Genomic DNA, 16,210 nt, shown 5'->3' with positions numbered 1-16,210 from the left:
ACACGAAAGGTACGTCGTGGCGATACTCTCCGTCGTGCTGCAGGTCCTGCTCGCGATCACGAGCCTCCTGCTCACGCTCCTCATCCTCCTGCACAAGGGCCGCGGTGGCGGTCTCTCCGACATGTTCGGCGGCGGCGTGACGAGCAACCTCGGGGCGTCCGGCGTCGCCGAGCGCAACCTCAACCGCATCACGGTGATCCTCGGTCTGGTCTGGATCGTGTCGATCATCGTGCTCGGTCTCATCAACAAGTTCACGGCGGGGAGCTGATCCATGGCAACCGGAGGCAGTGCAATCCGAGGGTCGCGCGTCGGCGCGGGCCCGATGGGGGAGCAGGACCGCGGCGTCCAGGCGGAGCGCGTGGCCGTCTCGTACTGGGACGCCCTCGGCAACGAGGTCGTGCGGTACTTCGCCGCGAACCTGCCGGAGGACGAGATCCCCGAGACGGTCGACTCGCCGTCCACGGGCCTCCCGGCCGGCCGTGACAAGGAGAACCCGCCGCAGGTCGCGAAGACCGAGCCGTACAAGACGCACCTCGCGTACGTGAAGGAGCGGCGCACCGAGGAAGAGGCAGCGCAGCTCCTCGAGGACGCGCTGCAGCAGCTCCGGCAGCGTCGCGGTACCGCGAAGTAGCACCAGACGTCCGAAGGCCCCCGCACCGGTCCGGTGCGGGGGCCTTCGTCGTTCCGGGCGGCGGGCGGCGGGCGAGGTCGGGGGGCTCGTCGTCGCACGACTCGCCATGCGCGGACGCTCTCGTCGCATGACTCGCCGCCGGGGCCGGAGGTGAGCGGCAGGTCGTGCGACCGGAAGCCGCGGGTCGCGCCCCGTCCCGGCGGTGGACCCGCACCGACGAAGACGGGAGGCGCGGTGCCAGCCGGCACCGCGCCTCCCGTCCGTCCGGGGGTCGCGGTCTAGTACGTCGACGCGATGAGGTTCTCGGGGACGTCGCGCGCGGCGTCCTGGTCGACGAAGAACACGGTGCGCTTCCGGCCCTGCACGCCGCCGACGGGGACCTCGTCCACCGAGGCGCCGGCCAGTGCGAGACCGAGCACGGATGCCTTCTCGGCTCCCGACAGGATGACCCACACGCGCTGCGACGCGTTGATGACCGGGAACGAGAGCGTCAGGCGCTGCGCCGGAGGCTTGGGGGAGTCGTCGACGGTGAGCACCGCACGATCCGTCACCGCGAGCTGCGGGAACTCGGGGAACAGCGAGGCCGTGTGCCCGTCGGGGCCGACGCCGAGCAACGTGATGTCGAAGCGCGGGGCGACCGCGCCCTCGGGGGCCGCCTCCTGCAGCTCGCGCTCGTACTGCGCGGCGGCCTCGTCGATCGACAGACCGGCGTCGGACGGCGCCATGGGGTGGATGTTCACCTGCGGGATGTCCACGTGTGCGAAGAAGTCGCCCTGCGTGCCGGTGACGTTGCGATCCGCGTCCCCCTCGGCGACCCAGCGCTCGTCGACCCACCACACGTGCACCTTCGACCAGTCGACGCTCTCGCGCGCCGGCGACTGCCCGATCGCGGCGAGGACGAGGGACGACACCGAGCCACCGCTGATGGCGATGTCGGCGCGCTCCTGCTCGTCGAGCACGTCGATGATCTTCGTGATGAAGCGAGCGGCGACCGACGCGCCGAGGGACTGCTTGTCCGGGTGCACCAGCACCCGTCGTTCGTTGGTCACGTGTCTCCCGTGTTCGTGGCGGCCGACCGGTGCGACCGCCTTCGGTCCGACCGGGGCGGGCGGTGCTCGGTGCGAGCACCGCCCGGGGTCCGGTCGTGTGGGGCGTTCAGCCGGCGATCGACTCGCGGAGCTGGGGCACCCCGTGCTTGACGACGTCCCCGAACAGGACGTCCGGGTCGAGTCTACGGAGTTCCTCTGCGAGGCAGTCACGCAGGTTCCGCCGCGGCAGCGACAGGTCGTGCGTGGGCTGGCCCGGCATCGACAACGTCGCGACGTCGACGAGCGAGCGCTCGAGGTCGATCGCGCCCGAGGCGCGCTCGAGCTTCACCCCGTGGATGCCACTCGACCCGGTCGCGCGGGGCGACGTGACGACGGACACCGGGACCTGCAGCTGCAGCTGGAGCCAGGCGGCGAGCAGGATCGTCGACGGGCTGTCGCTCGCTCCGGAGACCTCGACGCCCGTGACCGGCTCGTAGGGCGGCTGGTCGAGCGCCGCGGCGAGCTGGTTCCGCCACAGCGTCAGACGGGTCCACGCGAAGTCGGTGTCACCGGGCACGTACGACTTCCCGAGCGCCTCGATCGCGCCGTTCGGGTCCTTCTGGGCGGCGGCGTCGGTGATCCGGCGCTGCGCGATCCGTCCGAGTGCGGACGCGGCCGGCTGCTCCGGAGCGATCTGTGGCCACCACGCGACGACGGGCGCGTCGGGGAGGAGCAGGCCGGTGACCAGGCTCTCCTCGTCCGTCGCGGTCTCGCCGTAGGCGCGGAGGACGATGACCTCGCTGGCGCCCGCGTCGCTGCCGACGCGGATCTGCGCGTCGAGGCGACCGGGGGACTTCGTGTCGCCGTCGTTCTTCGACACGATGATCACGCGCATCGGGTGCTCGCGCGACGCCTCGTTCGCGGCCGAGATCGCCTCTTCCTCGTGCCCGAGGGCGGTCGAGATGATCAGCGTGAGGACGCGGCCGAGCGCGACCGCGCCGCCCTCCTCGCGGATGTGGACGAGTTTCTTCTGGATCTTCGAGACCGTGGTGTTCGGCATGTCGATCTTCATGGACGCCTCCAGGTCCGGCCGTCGCGGGCGAGCAGGGCGTCGGCGGACGCCGGGCCCCACGTGCCGGGACGGTACTGCTCGGGCTGGCCCTGCGTGGCCCAGAACTCCTCGATCGGGTCGAGGATCTTCCACGACAGTTCCACCTCTTGGTGACGGGGGAACAGGGGCGGGTCGCCGAGGAGCACGTCGAGGATGAGTCGCTCGTACGCCTCCGGCGACGCCTCGGTGAACGCGTGTCCGTAGCCGAAGTCCATCGTCACGTCACGCACCTGGGTGCCGACGCCCGGGACCTTCGAGCCGAAGCGGAGCGTCACGCCCTCGTCCGGCTGGACGCGGATGACGAGCGCGTTCTGCCCGAGGGGCGACTGCGTGTTGCCGTAGACGTCCTCGGGGACGCGCTTGAAGACGATCGCGATCTCGGTGACGCGGCGCCCGAGACGCTTGCCCGCGCGCAGGTAGAACGGAACGCCCTGCCAGCGGCGGGTGGCGATGTCGAGCTTGATCGCCGCGTAGGTCTCCGTCGTGGACTCGGGGTTCATCCCCGCCTCCTCGAGGAAGCCGAGCACCTTCTCGCCGCCCTGCCACCCGCCGGCGTACTGTCCGCGGGCGGTGGCCGTGGCGAGGTCCTCGGGCAGCCGTACGGCGGAGAGCACCTTCTCCTTCTCCGCGCGCAGGTCCGCGGCCTTGAACGAGACGGGCTCCTCCATCGCGGTCAGCGCGAGCAGCTGCAGCAGGTGGTTCTGGATCACGTCGCGCGCGGCGCCGATGCCGTCGTAGTAGGCGGCGCGGCCGGCGACACCGATGTCCTCGGCCATCGTGATCTGCACGTGGTCGACGTAGTTCGAGTTCCAGATGGGTTCGTACATCTGGTTCGCGAACCGGAGCGTCAGGAGGTTCTGGACGGTCTCCTTGCCGAGGTAGTGGTCGATGCGGAAGACGTCGTCGGGTGCGAAGACGCTCTCGACGATCGCGTTGAGCTCGCGGGCGGTGCGGAGGTCGGAGCCGAAGGGCTTCTCGACCACCACGCGGCTCCAGGAGCCCTCGCGCTTCTCGGTCAGGCCGGAGACCTTGAGCTGCTCCGTCACGACCGGGAACATCTTCGGCGGGATCGACAGGTAGAAGGCGTGGTTGCCGAGCGTCCCGCGCTGGGCGTCGAGCTCGTCGACGGTGCGCTTCAGCTCGAGGAACGCCTCGGGGTCGTCGAACGAGCCCTGGACGAAGCGGATGCCCTGCTCGAGCTGCTTCCAGACGGCCTCGTCGAAGGGGGTGCGGGAGTGGTCTCGGACCGCGTCGTGCACGAGCTGGGAGAAGTCCTGGTCCTCCCAGTCGCGCCGGGCGAACCCGACGAGCGCGAAGCCCGGGGGCAGGAGGCCCCGGTTCGCGAGGTCGTAGACCGCGGGCATCAGCTTCTTGCGCGACAGGTCGCCCGTCACGCCGAAGATGATGAGGGTGCTGGGACCCGCGATCCGGTTCAGACGTCGGTCGGTCGGCAACCGGAGCGGGTTGTGCTCCGGGGTGATCGCCACCGGTGACATGAGTCGGTGAACTCCTTACGAGTCGAACGGAGACGGCGGAGCGCTGCGCTGCGGGGGCAGCGGCGACTCCGCCGTCGTGGTGGTCAGGTCCGGCCGGGAGGCTCGTCGCGGCTCCGGCGGGCGGGTCCTGACCGTGGGTGCCTGCGTCCCGAGGACGGTGGTCCCGTCGTCGGGACGCAGGCTCCGGTTCTGCTTACTTGCTGTTCTCGAGCGCGGTCTTCACCGTGTCGACGAGCTCGCCCCAGGAGACGTTGAACTTGTCCACGCCCTCCTTCTCGAGCAGGGCCACGACGTCGTCGTAGTCGACACCGGCGGCGGCGATCTGGTCCATGACCTGCTGCGCACCCTCGTACGAACCGGCGATGGCGTCGCCGTGGACCTCGCCGTGGTCGAAGGTCGCGTCGAGCGTCTTGCCCGGCATGGTGTTGACGGTGTTCGGCGCGGCGAGCTCGGTCACGTAGAGCGTGTCCGGCAGCGACGGGTCCTTGACGCCGGTCGAGGCCCACAGCGGGCGCTGGGTGTTCGCACCGGACTCGAGCAGGCCCAGGGCACGCTCGGTCGCGAACGCCTCGGTCCAGACCTGGTAGGCGAGCTGCGCGTTGGCGATGCCGGCCTTCGACTTGAGGGCCTTGGCCTCGTCCGTGCCGACGGCGTCGAGGCGCTTGTCGATCTCGGAGTCGACGCGCGACACGAAGAACGAGGCGACCGAGTGGATCTTCGACAGATCGTGGCCGGCGGCCTTGGCCTTCTCGAGGCCACCCAGGTAGGCGTCGATGACGGCGCGGTAGCGCTCGAGCGAGAAGATCAGCGTGACGTTCACCGAGATGCCGGCGCCGATGACCTCGGTGATGGCCTCGAGGCCCTCGAGGGTCGCCGGGATCTTGATGAGGACGTTCTCGCGGCCGACCTTCTCGAACAGGAACTTGGCCTGCTCGATGGTCTTCTGCGTGTCGTGGGCGAGGCCCGGCTCGACCTCGATCGAGACGCGGCCGTCGAAGCCCTTGGTCTCGTCGTAGATCGGCGTGAACACGTCGGAGGCGTTCGCGACGTCCTGCGTGGTGATCTCGAAGATCGCCTCGGTGACGTCGGCGCCCTTCGCCGCGAGCTCCTTGACCTGCGCGTCGTAGCGCTCGCCCTTGGCGAGGGCCGACGCGAAGATCGTCGGGTTCGTGGTGACGCCGACGACGTTCTTCTGCTCGATGAGCTCGGTCAGCTTGCCGGTCTCGAGGAGCTCGCGCGACAGGTCGTCGAGCCAGATGCTGACGCCGACCTCGGAGAGGGCGGCGGTGGGGGTGTTCTCAGCCATGGGTTTCTCTTCTTCTTTCGTCGACCGGCCCGGTGCGCGTGCCGCGCCCGGTGCCGTGGTGTCGTGGTCTGTGGGCCGGGAGGCGCGGGACGGACCCGCACCGCGCCTCCCGGCAGAGGGGCCGGATCCGGCGGACCGGACCCGGCCCCTCGTGGGTCAGGAAGCTGCGATCGATTCCTTGGCAGCGGCGACGACGTGCTCGGTGGTGAAGCCGAACTCGGCGAACAGGCGCTGGTAGTCCGCCGAGGCACCGAAGTGCTCGATCGAGACGCTGCGGCCCTTGTCGCCGACGATGTCGCGCCAGCTCATGCCGATGCCGGCCTCGACGGAGACGCGCGCGGTGACGGCCTTCGGGAGGACCTGCTCGCGGTACGCCTCGTCCTGCTCGAAGAACCACTCGAGCGACGGGGCGCTCACGACGCGGGCGTTGACGCCCTCGCCCTGCAGGACCTCGCGGGCCTCGAGAGCGATCTGGACCTCGGAGCCGGTGCCGATGAGGATGACGTCCGGGGTGCCGTTCGGCGCCTCGGCCAGGATGTACGCACCCTTGGCGACGTTCTTCGCCGAGGCGAGCGTCTCGCCGGAGGCCTCGCCCTCGCCGCGCTCGAAGACCGGGAGGTTCTGGCGGCTCAGCGCGATGCCGGCCGGGCGGTCCTTGTGCTTGAGCATCTCGAGCCAGGCGTACGAGACCTCGTTCGCGTCGGCCGGGCGGACGACGTCGAGGCCCGGGATCGCACGGAGGGCGGTGAGCTGCTCGATCGGCTGGTGCGTCGGGCCGTCCTCGCCGAGGGCGATGGAGTCGTGGGTCCAGACGTAGATCGCCGGCGCCTTCATGAGCGCGGCCAGACGGACCGCCGGACGCATGTAGTCGCTGAAGATGAGGAACGTGCCGCCGAAGGGGCGGGTGTTCCCGTGCAGCACGATGCCGGACAGGATCGAGCCCATCGCGTGCTCGCGGATGCCGAAGTGCAGGACGCGGCCGTACGGGTCGGTGCTCCACGTCTTCGTGCTGGCCTCGGCCGGACCGAAGGACTTGGCGCCCTCGATCGTGGTGAGGTTCGACTCGGCGAGGTCCGCCGAACCGCCCCAGAACTCGGGCATGAGCGGCGCGATGGCGTTGATGACCTTGCCGGAGGCGGCGCGGGTCGAGACGGCCTTCTCCGTGGAGAACACCGGCAGGGCCTCCTCGAGGCCCTCGGGGAGCTCACCGGAGTTGATGCGGTCGAGCATCGCCTTCTTCTCCGGGTTGGCAGCGGCCCACGCGTCGAAGGTCTCGTTCCACTCGGCGTGCTGCTCCTGGCCCTTGGCGATCGCGCCACGGGTGTACTCGAGCACCTCGGGGTCGACGTCGAAGGTCTTCTCCGGGTCGAACCCGAGGACCTCCTTGAGGCCCTTGAGCTCGTCGGCGCCGAGCGCGGAGCCGTGGATCTTGCCGGAGTTCTGCTTCGTCGGCGACGGCCAACCAATGATCGTCTTGAGGACGATGAGCGACGGCTTGGTCGTCTCGGCCTTCGCGGCCTCGACGGCGCGGTACAGCTCCTCGACGTCCTCGGAGTACTCGCCGGTCTTCTTCCAGTCGACGTGCTGGACGTGCCAGCCGAGCGACTCGTAACGGGCGGCGACGTCCTCGGAGAACGCGATGTCGGTGTCGTCCTCGATGGAGATCTGGTTCGAGTCGTAGAACACGACCAGGCGACCGAGCTGCTGACGACCCGCGAGGCTCGCGGCCTCGTTGGTGACACCCTCCTGCATGTCGCCGTCACCGGCGATCACGTAGGTGAAGTGGTCGAACGGCGACTCGCCGTCGGCGGTCTCCGGGTCGAACAGGCCGCGCTCGAAGCGCTGCGCGTACCCGAAGCCGACGGCAGACGCGAGGCCCTGGCCGAGCGGGCCGGTGGTGATCTCGACGCCGTCGGTGTGGCCGTACTCCGGGTGACCCGGGGTCTTCGAGCCCCACTTGCGCAGGTGCTGCAGGTCCTCGAGCTCGAGGCCGTAGCCGTGCAGGTAGAACTGCACGTACTGCAGGATCGAGGCGTGACCCGCCGAGAGGATGAAGCGGTCGCGGCCGATCCAGGTGGAGTCGCTCGGGTCGCGACGCATCACCTTCTGGAAGAGCAGGTGGGCGACGGGCGCGAGGCTCATCGCGGTGCCGGGGTGACCGTTGCCGGCGGCCTCGACCGAATCGGCGGCGAGGACGCGCGCCGTGTCGACGGCCTTCCTGTCGATGGCGTCCCAGGTGAATTCAGCCACTTGGATGTTGACCCTTCGTTGTTGCGACATGTGCGAGGGCTCGTGCCATCGCACGGACATGGTCGCCGTCCCGGGGCCGTTCGTCGTGTCGCCGTCGAGCGGCGGCCGACCGGCTCGTCACGGACCGACGTCTTCGGGGCTCGCGATGCGGGAGGGCGTGTCCAGCATAGTGACCACGCACTCAGAAGGTGTCCAGGTGACGACGGTGCCGTGTCGGGCTGCTGGCCCGGTCGGCGGGGCGGGGCATCGTCGCGGCGCCTCGATGGCCTAAACTGGTCTCGACCCGTGTGCATTCCGGGTCGACGCACGCCCCGACGACGACGGAGCCGTCCACCGGGTGTGCGAGCCGATGCGAACAGACTGAGGTTCCCCTGTTGACTGCCACCGTGACCCGGCCGGACACCGATCGACCCCACTCGTCGCTGTCCCGCAAGGTCCGTGCGTACGTCTCGCTGACGAAGCCCCGCGTGATGGAGCTCCTGCTCGTCACCACCGCGCCGACGATGTTCCTGGCGGAGCGGGGTGTGCCGGACCTGTGGCTCGTGTTCTGGACGATGCTCGGCGGTGCGATGTCGGCCGGTTCGGCCTCGGCGTTCAACTGCTACATCGACCGCGACATCGACCGGCTCATGAAGCGCACGAGCCAGCGCCCCCTGGTCACCGGTGAGCTCTCCGACCGCGAGGCGCTGGTCTTCTCGTGGGTGCTCGCGGTCCTGTCGACCGCCGTGCTCGGCTTCCTCGTGAACTGGCTCGCCGCGGCGCTGAGCGTCGTCGCGATCCTCATCTACGTCTGCGTCTACACGCTCTGGCTCAAGCGCCGGACCCCGCAGAACATCGTCTGGGGTGGCTCGGCCGGCTGCATGCCGGTGCTGATCGGCTGGGCCGGTGTCACCGGATCGTTGACGTGGGCGCCGGTGATCCTGTTCATGGTGATCTTCCTCTGGACGCCGCCGCACTACTGGCCGCTGTCGATGAAGTACCGCGACGACTACGACGCGGCCGACGTGCCGATGCTCGCCGTGGTCCGCGGACGCACGGTCGTCGGCCTGCAGGTCGTGCTCTACGCCTGGGCGACGCTCGTCTGCTCGCTGCTGCTCATCCCGGTCGCACACATGGGCCCGCTGTACACCGTGGTCGCGCTGGCTGCCGGCATCTGGTTCGTCGTCGAGTCGCACCGCCTGTACTCCCGGGCGATCCAGCACGTCGAGCAGGTGCAGCCGATGCGCGTGTTCCACAGCTCGATCACGTACCTGACGCTGCTCTTCATCGCCGTGGGCATCGACCCGCTGCTGCCGCAGGTCTTCGCCTTCACGATCTAGCGCGGGCTCGCCGCCCGCACACGACAGCGCCGCCGGTCCGCCGGCGGCGCTGCCGTCCCTCGTGGGGGAGCGAGCGCTCGTCCGGGCGAGGGCGGGCGCGTGTGTCGTTGCGGCGTCGCGCGCGCCGGCGGGGCGGTCCCGGCCGAGACGACGGTTCCGCTGTCGCACGACGACGGTGGCGCGGCGACCGCAGGGTCGCGAGCGTGCGCCGGACGGGAGGCGCGGGGCGGCCGGTTGCCGAGCCTCCCGTCCGTACCACGGCCGGAACGGTGCCGGGGCCGCGAACGGGTTCGTCTGGGTGAGACGCCGATCTGCAGGCGAGACGCCGCCGGATCCGCAGGCGTCTCACGCGTTCGGCGCGGTCCTGCGGCGACGACAGCGTCTCGCGTGCGTGCATCGCGCTGTCAAGCCCCCGGTCGACGACGTCCCACGCGTCGGCGATCGGGCAGGCGGCGATCCCTGGGTTGTCAGATCCCTGGGATGTCAGAGGAGGGGCGTGACCCGGAGCGAGCGCCGGTCAGGCGGTGATCGGCTCCCGGGCCGCGGCGCGACCGGCGCTGCCGCGCGTCGAGAGCACCACGACGGTCACCGCACCCACCAGGAGCCCGGCGAGGACCATGTGCGTGCCGACGAGTCCGACCGGCAGGCCCGTCCGCGCCTGCGTCAGGCCGACCGCGATCTGGACGAACTCGACGACGAGCAGCAGGAGCGCCCACCGACTCGACATCCGCAGCACGACGGCGCCGACCACGAGCACCAGGGTGAGGGCGAACAGGACGTAGGCGGGCACCGCGTGCAGGTGCTCCATGAGCTGCGGGTCGAACCCGGTGCGGTGCAGGCGCCCGCCGTCGACGGCTTCGTCCGCCCCGGCGTGCGGACCGGAGCCGGTCGTGAGGATGCCGACCAGGACGGTGACGACGACCGCTGCGACGGTGACACGGACGACGCCCGTGTACCAGCGGGGGACGAGGCGTGCCGCGGTCCGCGGACCGTTCACCGACCGGTACACGAGCGTCGCGGTGACGGCGACGAGGGTCGTCGACACGACGAAGTGGAGGCCCACCACGAAGGGGTTGAGGTCCGTCAGCACGCTGAGGCCGCCGATCACCGCCTGCACCGGGATCGCGACGCCCTGGGCGAACGCGAGCCAGAACAGCTCGGGCCGGGTCCGACGCATCCGCACGACGGCGAGGAAGGTGGCGATCGCGACGACGACGAGGACGAAGGTGAGCAGCCTGTTGCCGAACTCGATCACCCCGTGGACGCCCATCTCCGGGGTGGAGACGAGCGACTCGGCCGTGCACTTCGGCCAGGTCGGGCAACCGAGGCCGGACGCGGTCAGGCGCACGAGGCCACCGGTGCCGATGAGCACGACCTCGACCACGAACGATGCCCACGCGAGCCAGATCACGCGGCGGTCGACGGCACGGGGGAGCGACCACCACCGCGGGTTGCGGCTGTCCGGCTGGACGCCCTGCTCGACGGTGGGTCCGACGCGAGTCACGAGGGTGGTGCCTTCCTGTTGTTCCGTGCGGTGAACCTGTAGGATTCGAGGGTTCAGCAGCAGTCAAGTCTAGGCAGGCGCCGGCTCCGAATGGGCCGAGATCGCCGAACGGTCCGAGGACTGCGTGGGACCATCGACGTTGCGAGGCAGCGACGCCGTGGAACTCCTGTCGGGGGTCCGCGGTGGAATGGCGTCCGGACGCCACGGGTTGCACCCGCGAGACGCTGCCGCGAGAAGGAAACGAGGAGACCATGTCCGACGTGCTCATCGACCGTCCCGAGCTCGAAGGGCTCGGCCAATACGAGTTCGGCTGGTCCGACTCCGACACGGCCGGTGCCTCCGCGCGCCGCGGCCTCTCGGACGAGGTGGTCAGCGACATCTCCGCCCGCAAGGACGAGCCCGAGTGGATGCGCAAGCTCCGCCTCAAGGCGCTGACGCTGTTCGACCGCAAGCCGATGCCCTCGTGGGGTGCGGACCTGTCGGACATCGACTTCGACAACATCAAGTACTTCGTGAAGTCCACGGAGAAGCAGGCCCAGACCTGGGAAGAGCTGCCCGAGGACATCCGCAACACGTACGAGCGTCTGGGGATCCCCGAGGCCGAGCGCCAGCGCCTGGTCGCCGGTGTCGCGGCGCAGTACGAGTCCGAGGTCGTCTACCACCAGATCCGCGAGGACCTGGAGCAGCAGGGCGTCATCTTCATGGACACCGACACGGCGCTGCGCGAGCACCCCGAGTTCTTCGAGGAGTACTTCGGCTCCGTGATCCCCGCCGGCGACAACAAGTTCGCTGCGCTCAACACGGCCGTGTGGTCCGGCGGTTCGTTCGTGTACGTGCCGAAGGGCGTGCACGTCGAGATCCCGCTGCAGGCCTACTTCCGGATCAACACCGAGAACATGGGGCAGTTCGAGCGGACGCTGATCATCGCGGACGAGGACTCCTACGTCCACTACATCGAGGGCTGCACCGCCCCGATCTACAAGTCGGACTCGTTGCACTCGGCCGTGGTCGAGATCATCGTGAAGAAGAACGCCCGCGTGCGCTACACGACGATCCAGAACTGGTCGAGCAACGTCTACAACCTCGTCACCAAGCGCGCGATCGCGCACGAGGGCGCGACGATGGAGTGGATCGACGGCAACATCGGCTCGAAGGTCACGATGAAGTACCCGTCGATCTACCTGGCGGGCGAGCACGCCAAGGGCGAGACGCTCTCCGTGGCCTTCGCCGGTCCGGGGCAGCACCAGGACGCCGGCGCGAAGATGATCCACATGGCGCCGTACACGACGTCGTCGATCGTCTCGAAGTCGATCGCGCGCGGCGGTGGCCGTGCCGGCTACCGCGGCGAGGTCCGCGTCGACCCGGCCGCACACCACGCGGCCAACACCGTCCGCTGTGACGCGCTGCTCGTCGACACCGTGAGCCGGAGCGACACGTACCCGGCGATCGACATCCGCGTCGACGACGTGCAGCTCGGACACGAGGCGACGGTCTCCCGCGTGAGCGAGGAGCAGCTGTTCTACCTCATGTCGCGCGGCATGCCGGAGGACGAGGCGATGGCGATGATCGTCCGCGGCTTCATCGAGCCCATCGCCCGTGAGCTCCCGATGGAGTACGCGCTCGAACTCAACAAGCTCATCGAGATGAGCATGGAAGGATCCGTCGGCTAGATGTCGAACACCAGCACCAACCCGACACCGACCGACGGGGCCACGACGGTTCCGCACATCGACCAGCCGGTGGAGCCGTCGGCAGTGGCGCAGGGCAAGCGGCCTGCGACCGGCCAGGGCACCGAGCAGCACGGCGCACGGGCGCACTCCGACGGCGGTTGGGACACCAAGGTCCCGGTGCAGACGCGCTCCGAGCGCCCGCAGTCCGGCGAGCTCGACGCGTTCCCGCCGGTGACCGGCCGCGAGGTGAACTGGAAGTTCGCGCCGCTCGCCAAGCTCCAGCCGCTGCTCGACAGCGGTCTCGACGGCTCCGCGTACCCCTTCCTCGCCCGCCAGACCGAGGGCGCCGACGTCGAGTGGGGTCGTCGTGACGATCCGGTCGTCGGGACCGCCGGCCTGCCCGAGGACCGCGCCGCCGCAGCGGCCTGGACGGCGCGCGACGCCGTGCTCAAGGTCACCGTCAAGGCGACCGAGGCGCACGAGTCGATCTCGATCACCCGGTCGGACTTCGGCACGCAGCCCCGGGCGGCGCACACCGTCATCACCGCGGAGCAGCACGCCCAGGGCATCGTCGTGATCGACAACCGCGGCACGGCGCTGCTCAGCGAGAACGTCGAGATCGTCGTCCGCGACGGCGCCCGGCTCACGGTCGTCAGCCTGCAGGACTGGGACGACGACGCGGTGCACGTGTCGACGCAGTTCGCCGAGGTCGGGCGCGACGCCTTCCTCAAGCACGTCGTGGTCTCGCTCGGCGGTGACGTCGTGCGTGTCAATCCGTCGACACACCTCGGCGCCCAGGGGGCGGACACCGAGATGTACGGCGTGTACTTCGCCGATGCCGGGCAGTACATCGAGCAGCAGGTGTACGTGAACCACGACGCCCCGAACACCCGCGGTCGCGTCAACTACAAGGGCGCGCTGCAGGGCGAGGGCGCGCACACGGTGTGGATCGGCGACGTGCTCATCGGGCGTGACGGCGACGGCACCGACTCGTACGAGCAGAACCGCAACCTCGTCCTCACCGACGGCACGCGGGCGGACAGCATCCCGAACCTCGAGATCGAGACGGGCAACATCGAGGGCGCCGGGCACGCGAGTGCGACCGGCCGCTTCGACGACGAGCAGCTGTTCTACCTGCAGGCCCGCGGCATCCCCGAGGAAGAGGCACGTCGACTCGTCGTGCTCGGCTTCCTGGTGGAGGTCATCCAGAAGATCGGCGCCCCGGAGCTCGAGGAGCGTCTCATCGCGGCGGTGGAGCAGGAGCTCGCCGACGGCCGCACGGCGGTCGCCGCGGCGGAGCCCGAGGCCGAGCAGGCGGACGCCTGATGGCCGAGAAGGTCTGCGCCGAGTCGGAGATCGCGGTCGACAGCCCGATGCGGGTCGTCGTCGACGGCACCGCGGTCGCGATCGTCAAGGACTCCGCGGGCACCGTGCACGCGATCGGCGACACCTGCACGCACGGGGACATCTCCCTGGCCGAGGGGTTCGTCGAGGGTGACACCCTCGAGTGCTGGGCCCACGGGTCCCGGTTCTCGCTCGCGACCGGCAAGCCGCAGAACTTCCCGGCGTACGAGCCGGTGCCGGTCTTCCGGGTCGAGGTCCGTGACGGCGACGTCTACGTCGACGTGCACGACCCGGTCCCCGTCGACTGAGCGACACCCCCACTCTTCCCGCGCGGCTGACGCCGCACAGCAGCTGTAACCGAAGGAACGCAATGTCCACGCTTGAAATCCGCGACCTGCAGGTCTCGATCGACACCGACCAGGGCACCAAGGAGATCCTGAAGGGCGTCGACCTCACCATCAACGAGGGCGAGATCCACGCGATCATGGGGCCGAACGGCTCCGGCAAGTCCACCCTCGCCTACACGATCGCCGGTCACCCGCGTTACAACGTCACCGGTGGCTCCATCACGCTCGACGGCGAGGATGTGCTCGCGATGAGCGTCGACGAGCGCGCCCGTGCCGGCATGTTCCTCGCGATGCAGTACCCGGTCGAGATCCCGGGCGTCACGGTGTCGAACTTCCTCCGCACCGCGAAGACCGCGATCGACGGCGAGGCCCCGGCGCTCCGCGGCTGGGTCAAGGACCTGCGCCAGTCGATGGCCGACCTCAAGATGGACTCGTCGTTCGCCGAGCGCAACGTCAACGAGGGCTTCTCCGGCGGCGAGAAGAAGCGCCACGAGATCATGCAGCTCGAGCTCCTCAAGCCGAAGTTCGCCGTGCTCGACGAGACGGACTCGGGTCTCGACGTCGACGCGCTGAAGATCGTGTCGGAGGGCGTCAACCGCGCCAAGGCCGCGACGGGACTCGGCGTCCTGCTCATCACGCACTACACGCGCATCCTCCGCTACATCAAGCCGGACTTCGTGCACGTGTTCGTCGCGGGCAAGGTCGCCGAGCAGGGTGGCCCGGAGCTCGCCGAGCGCCTCGAGAACGAGGGCTACGACCGCTACGTGCAGGCCGCGGCGGCGGGCAACTGATGATCACCGCACTCTCTCCGGAGAAGTTCGACGAGGTCGTCGAGGGCCTCAAGGAGGTCCAGGACCCGGAGCTCGGCGTCAACATCGTCGACCTCGGCCTGATCTACGACCTGGCGATGGACGACGAGGCGAACGCGCTCGTGATCAGCATGACGCTGACGAGCGCCGGGTGCCCGCTCACCGACGTGATCGAGGGCGACACCGCCAACGCGCTCGACGGCATCGTCGACGCGTTCCGCATCAACTGGGTCTGGATGCCGCCGTGGGGTCCGGAGCGGATCACCGACGACGGGCGCGAGATGATGCGCGCGCTCGGCTTCTCGATCTAGACGCGACAACCTGACGGACGGGAGGCGCGGTGCCGGTCGGCACCGCGCCTCCCGTCCGTCGTCCGGCGGGGCCGCGGGAGTGCGCCGCTCCGGTCCGCGCGACTCGCCGCTCACGTCCGGCGAGGTCGCACGACGCGCCGCCCCGCGACGCGGCGGACGGCGTGTCGTGCGACCGGAGTCTCCGCCGTCGTGCGTCGTCCGACGTCCGACGTCCGACGTCCGGCGCCCCGTCCGTCGTCCGGCGGGGCCTCGGGAGGGCGCCGCTCTGGTCGCGCAACTCGCCGCTCACGTCCGGCGAGGTCGCACGACGCGCCGCGCCGCGTCGTGGCGGACGGCGTGTCGTGCGACCTGGGTGCCCGCCGACGAAGGCGCGCCCGGGCACCACATCGACGAAGGGCCCCGCACCGGACGGTGCGGGGCCCTTCGTCGATCCGTGGGTCAGCGGCGGCCGACGAGCTTCCAGGCCAGCGGCAGGACGCCCGCGGCGATGAGTGCCTTGGCGACACCGCCGATGATGAACGGGTACAGGCCGGCGGCGAGCACCGACTGCAGGTCGTTCGGCAGGCCGAGCGCGCCCAGTGCGACGGCGAGGTACGGCAGACCGGTGACGAAGGGGATGGCGCTCGCGAGCAGCATCGCCGCCGTGGCGCGGCCAACCTTGCGGTCCCAGTTGCGACGGGCGAGCCAACCGATGACGCCCGCAGCCGGCACGAACCCGATGACGTACCCGAAGCTCGGGAGCGCGAGAGCCTGCAGGCCGCCCTGCATGTCGGCGAAGAACGGAGCCCCGGCAAGGCCGGCGACCGCGTAGACGAGCAGGGAGAGCATGCCGCGGCGGGCGCCGAGCGTCGCGCCGACGAGCACGACCGCGAGGGTCTGCCCCGTGATCGGCACCGGCCACATCGGGACCTCGACCTGCGCCATGGCGGCGGTGAACAGGGCACCGCCGGCGACCAGGGCGGCATCGGTGGCGAGCCCCGAGGTGCGAAGACGGTCGGCGAGGACTGCGCGGCGAGCGAACCCGGTGGCGTTCGTCATGGATTCTCCTAGAATGGACTGCTGGTCCCGTTGCAGGACCATCGGT

At 70.0% G+C, this 16,210-nt stretch carries 15 protein-coding genes; 8 read left to right on the top strand and 7 right to left on the bottom strand.

Features of this window, described 5'->3' with window-relative positions:
• Positions 1-16 precede the first annotated feature (16 nt).
• Both secG and DEJ23_RS01765 read left to right on the top strand, forming a co-directional pair.
• A complete protein-coding gene (gene secG, locus DEJ23_RS01770) occupies positions 17-268 on the top strand; it encodes a preprotein translocase subunit SecG (RefSeq protein WP_058727797.1) in 252 nt (83 codons plus the stop codon).
• Between the two features lie 3 nt (positions 269-271).
• Positions 272-631 carry an RNA polymerase-binding protein RbpA gene (locus DEJ23_RS01765; protein ID WP_111238533.1) on the top strand — a complete coding sequence of 120 codons (360 nt, stop codon included), beginning with the start codon at positions 272-274 and terminating at the stop codon, positions 629-631.
• A gap of 278 nt (positions 632-909) precedes the next feature.
• On the opposite strand, the gene pgl is transcribed toward DEJ23_RS01765, so the two are convergent.
• The 5 genes from pgl to tkt all read right to left on the bottom strand — a co-directional run bounded on the left by pgl (position 910) and on the right by tkt (position 7,822).
• Positions 910-1,680: a 6-phosphogluconolactonase gene (gene pgl / locus DEJ23_RS01760; protein ID WP_111238532.1), complete on the bottom strand. Its 771-nt coding sequence runs from the start codon at positions 1,678-1,680 to the stop codon at positions 910-912.
• Positions 1,681-1,786: 106 nt separating this feature from the next.
• Positions 1,787-2,731: a glucose-6-phosphate dehydrogenase assembly protein OpcA gene (locus DEJ23_RS01755; RefSeq protein WP_111238531.1), complete on the bottom strand. Its 945-nt coding sequence runs from the start codon at positions 2,729-2,731 to the stop codon at positions 1,787-1,789.
• On the bottom strand, positions 2,728-4,266 hold the full coding sequence (zwf, locus tag DEJ23_RS01750) for a glucose-6-phosphate dehydrogenase (protein ID WP_111238530.1): 1,539 nt from the start codon (positions 4,264-4,266) through the stop codon (positions 2,728-2,730). The genes DEJ23_RS01755 and zwf overlap by 4 nt, the downstream gene beginning before the upstream one ends.
• Before the next feature lie 193 nt (positions 4,267-4,459).
• Positions 4,460-5,572 carry a transaldolase gene (gene tal / locus DEJ23_RS01745; protein WP_111238529.1) on the bottom strand — a complete coding sequence of 371 codons (1,113 nt, stop codon included), beginning with the start codon at positions 5,570-5,572 and terminating at the stop codon, positions 4,460-4,462.
• Positions 5,573-5,728: 156 nt separating this feature from the next.
• Positions 5,729-7,822, bottom strand: coding sequence for a transketolase (tkt, locus tag DEJ23_RS01740; RefSeq protein ID WP_111238528.1), 2,094 nt, complete (start codon positions 7,820-7,822; stop codon positions 5,729-5,731).
• 386 nt (positions 7,823-8,208) lie between these two features.
• Between tkt and DEJ23_RS01735 the strand changes: the two genes are divergently transcribed.
• Positions 8,209-9,141: a heme o synthase gene (locus DEJ23_RS01735; protein WP_111238527.1), complete on the top strand. Its 933-nt coding sequence runs from the start codon at positions 8,209-8,211 to the stop codon at positions 9,139-9,141.
• 517 nt (positions 9,142-9,658) lie between these two features.
• Here DEJ23_RS01735 and DEJ23_RS01730 read toward each other — a convergent pair.
• Positions 9,659-10,645 carry a heme A synthase gene (locus DEJ23_RS01730; protein WP_111238526.1) on the bottom strand — a complete coding sequence of 329 codons (987 nt, stop codon included), beginning with the start codon at positions 10,643-10,645 and terminating at the stop codon, positions 9,659-9,661.
• A gap of 251 nt (positions 10,646-10,896) precedes the next feature.
• Between DEJ23_RS01730 and sufB the strand changes: the two genes are divergently transcribed.
• The 5 genes from sufB to DEJ23_RS01705 all read left to right on the top strand — a co-directional run bounded on the left by sufB (position 10,897) and on the right by DEJ23_RS01705 (position 15,126).
• Positions 10,897-12,315, top strand: coding sequence for a Fe-S cluster assembly protein SufB (gene sufB / locus DEJ23_RS01725; RefSeq protein WP_058727805.1), 1,419 nt, complete (start codon positions 10,897-10,899; stop codon positions 12,313-12,315).
• The gene (sufD, locus tag DEJ23_RS01720; RefSeq protein WP_111238525.1) at positions 12,316-13,641 is read left to right on the top strand and encodes a Fe-S cluster assembly protein SufD; all 1,326 of its coding nucleotides are present in this window, start codon (positions 12,316-12,318) and stop codon (positions 13,639-13,641) included. It abuts the gene before it with no gap.
• A complete protein-coding gene (locus tag DEJ23_RS01715; RefSeq protein WP_213143203.1) occupies positions 13,641-13,967 on the top strand; it encodes a non-heme iron oxygenase ferredoxin subunit in 327 nt (108 codons plus the stop codon). Before sufD ends, DEJ23_RS01715 begins: the two co-directional genes overlap by 1 nt.
• A gap of 62 nt (positions 13,968-14,029) precedes the next feature.
• Complete coding sequence (gene sufC / locus DEJ23_RS01710; protein ID WP_066654406.1) at positions 14,030-14,797, top strand: Fe-S cluster assembly ATPase SufC; 768 nt, start codon at positions 14,030-14,032, stop codon at positions 14,795-14,797.
• The gene (locus tag DEJ23_RS01705) at positions 14,797-15,126 is read left to right on the top strand and encodes a metal-sulfur cluster assembly factor (RefSeq protein ID WP_022902786.1); all 330 of its coding nucleotides are present in this window, start codon (positions 14,797-14,799) and stop codon (positions 15,124-15,126) included. Before sufC ends, DEJ23_RS01705 begins: the two co-directional genes overlap by 1 nt.
• A 438-nt stretch (positions 15,127-15,564) precedes the next feature.
• On the opposite strand, the gene DEJ23_RS01700 is transcribed toward DEJ23_RS01705, so the two are convergent.
• Positions 15,565-16,164, bottom strand: coding sequence for a biotin transporter BioY (locus tag DEJ23_RS01700; RefSeq protein WP_111238523.1), 600 nt, complete (start codon positions 16,162-16,164; stop codon positions 15,565-15,567).
• Between the last annotated feature and the right edge of the window lie 46 nt (positions 16,165-16,210).

Origin of the sequence: Curtobacterium sp. MCSS17_008, from assembly GCF_003234185.1 — a bacterium.
Lineage (GTDB): Bacteria > Actinomycetota > Actinomycetes > Actinomycetales > Microbacteriaceae > Curtobacterium.
The sequence above is the reverse complement of the archived record's forward strand: the minus strand, read 5'-3'. Positions and strand labels throughout refer to the sequence as shown.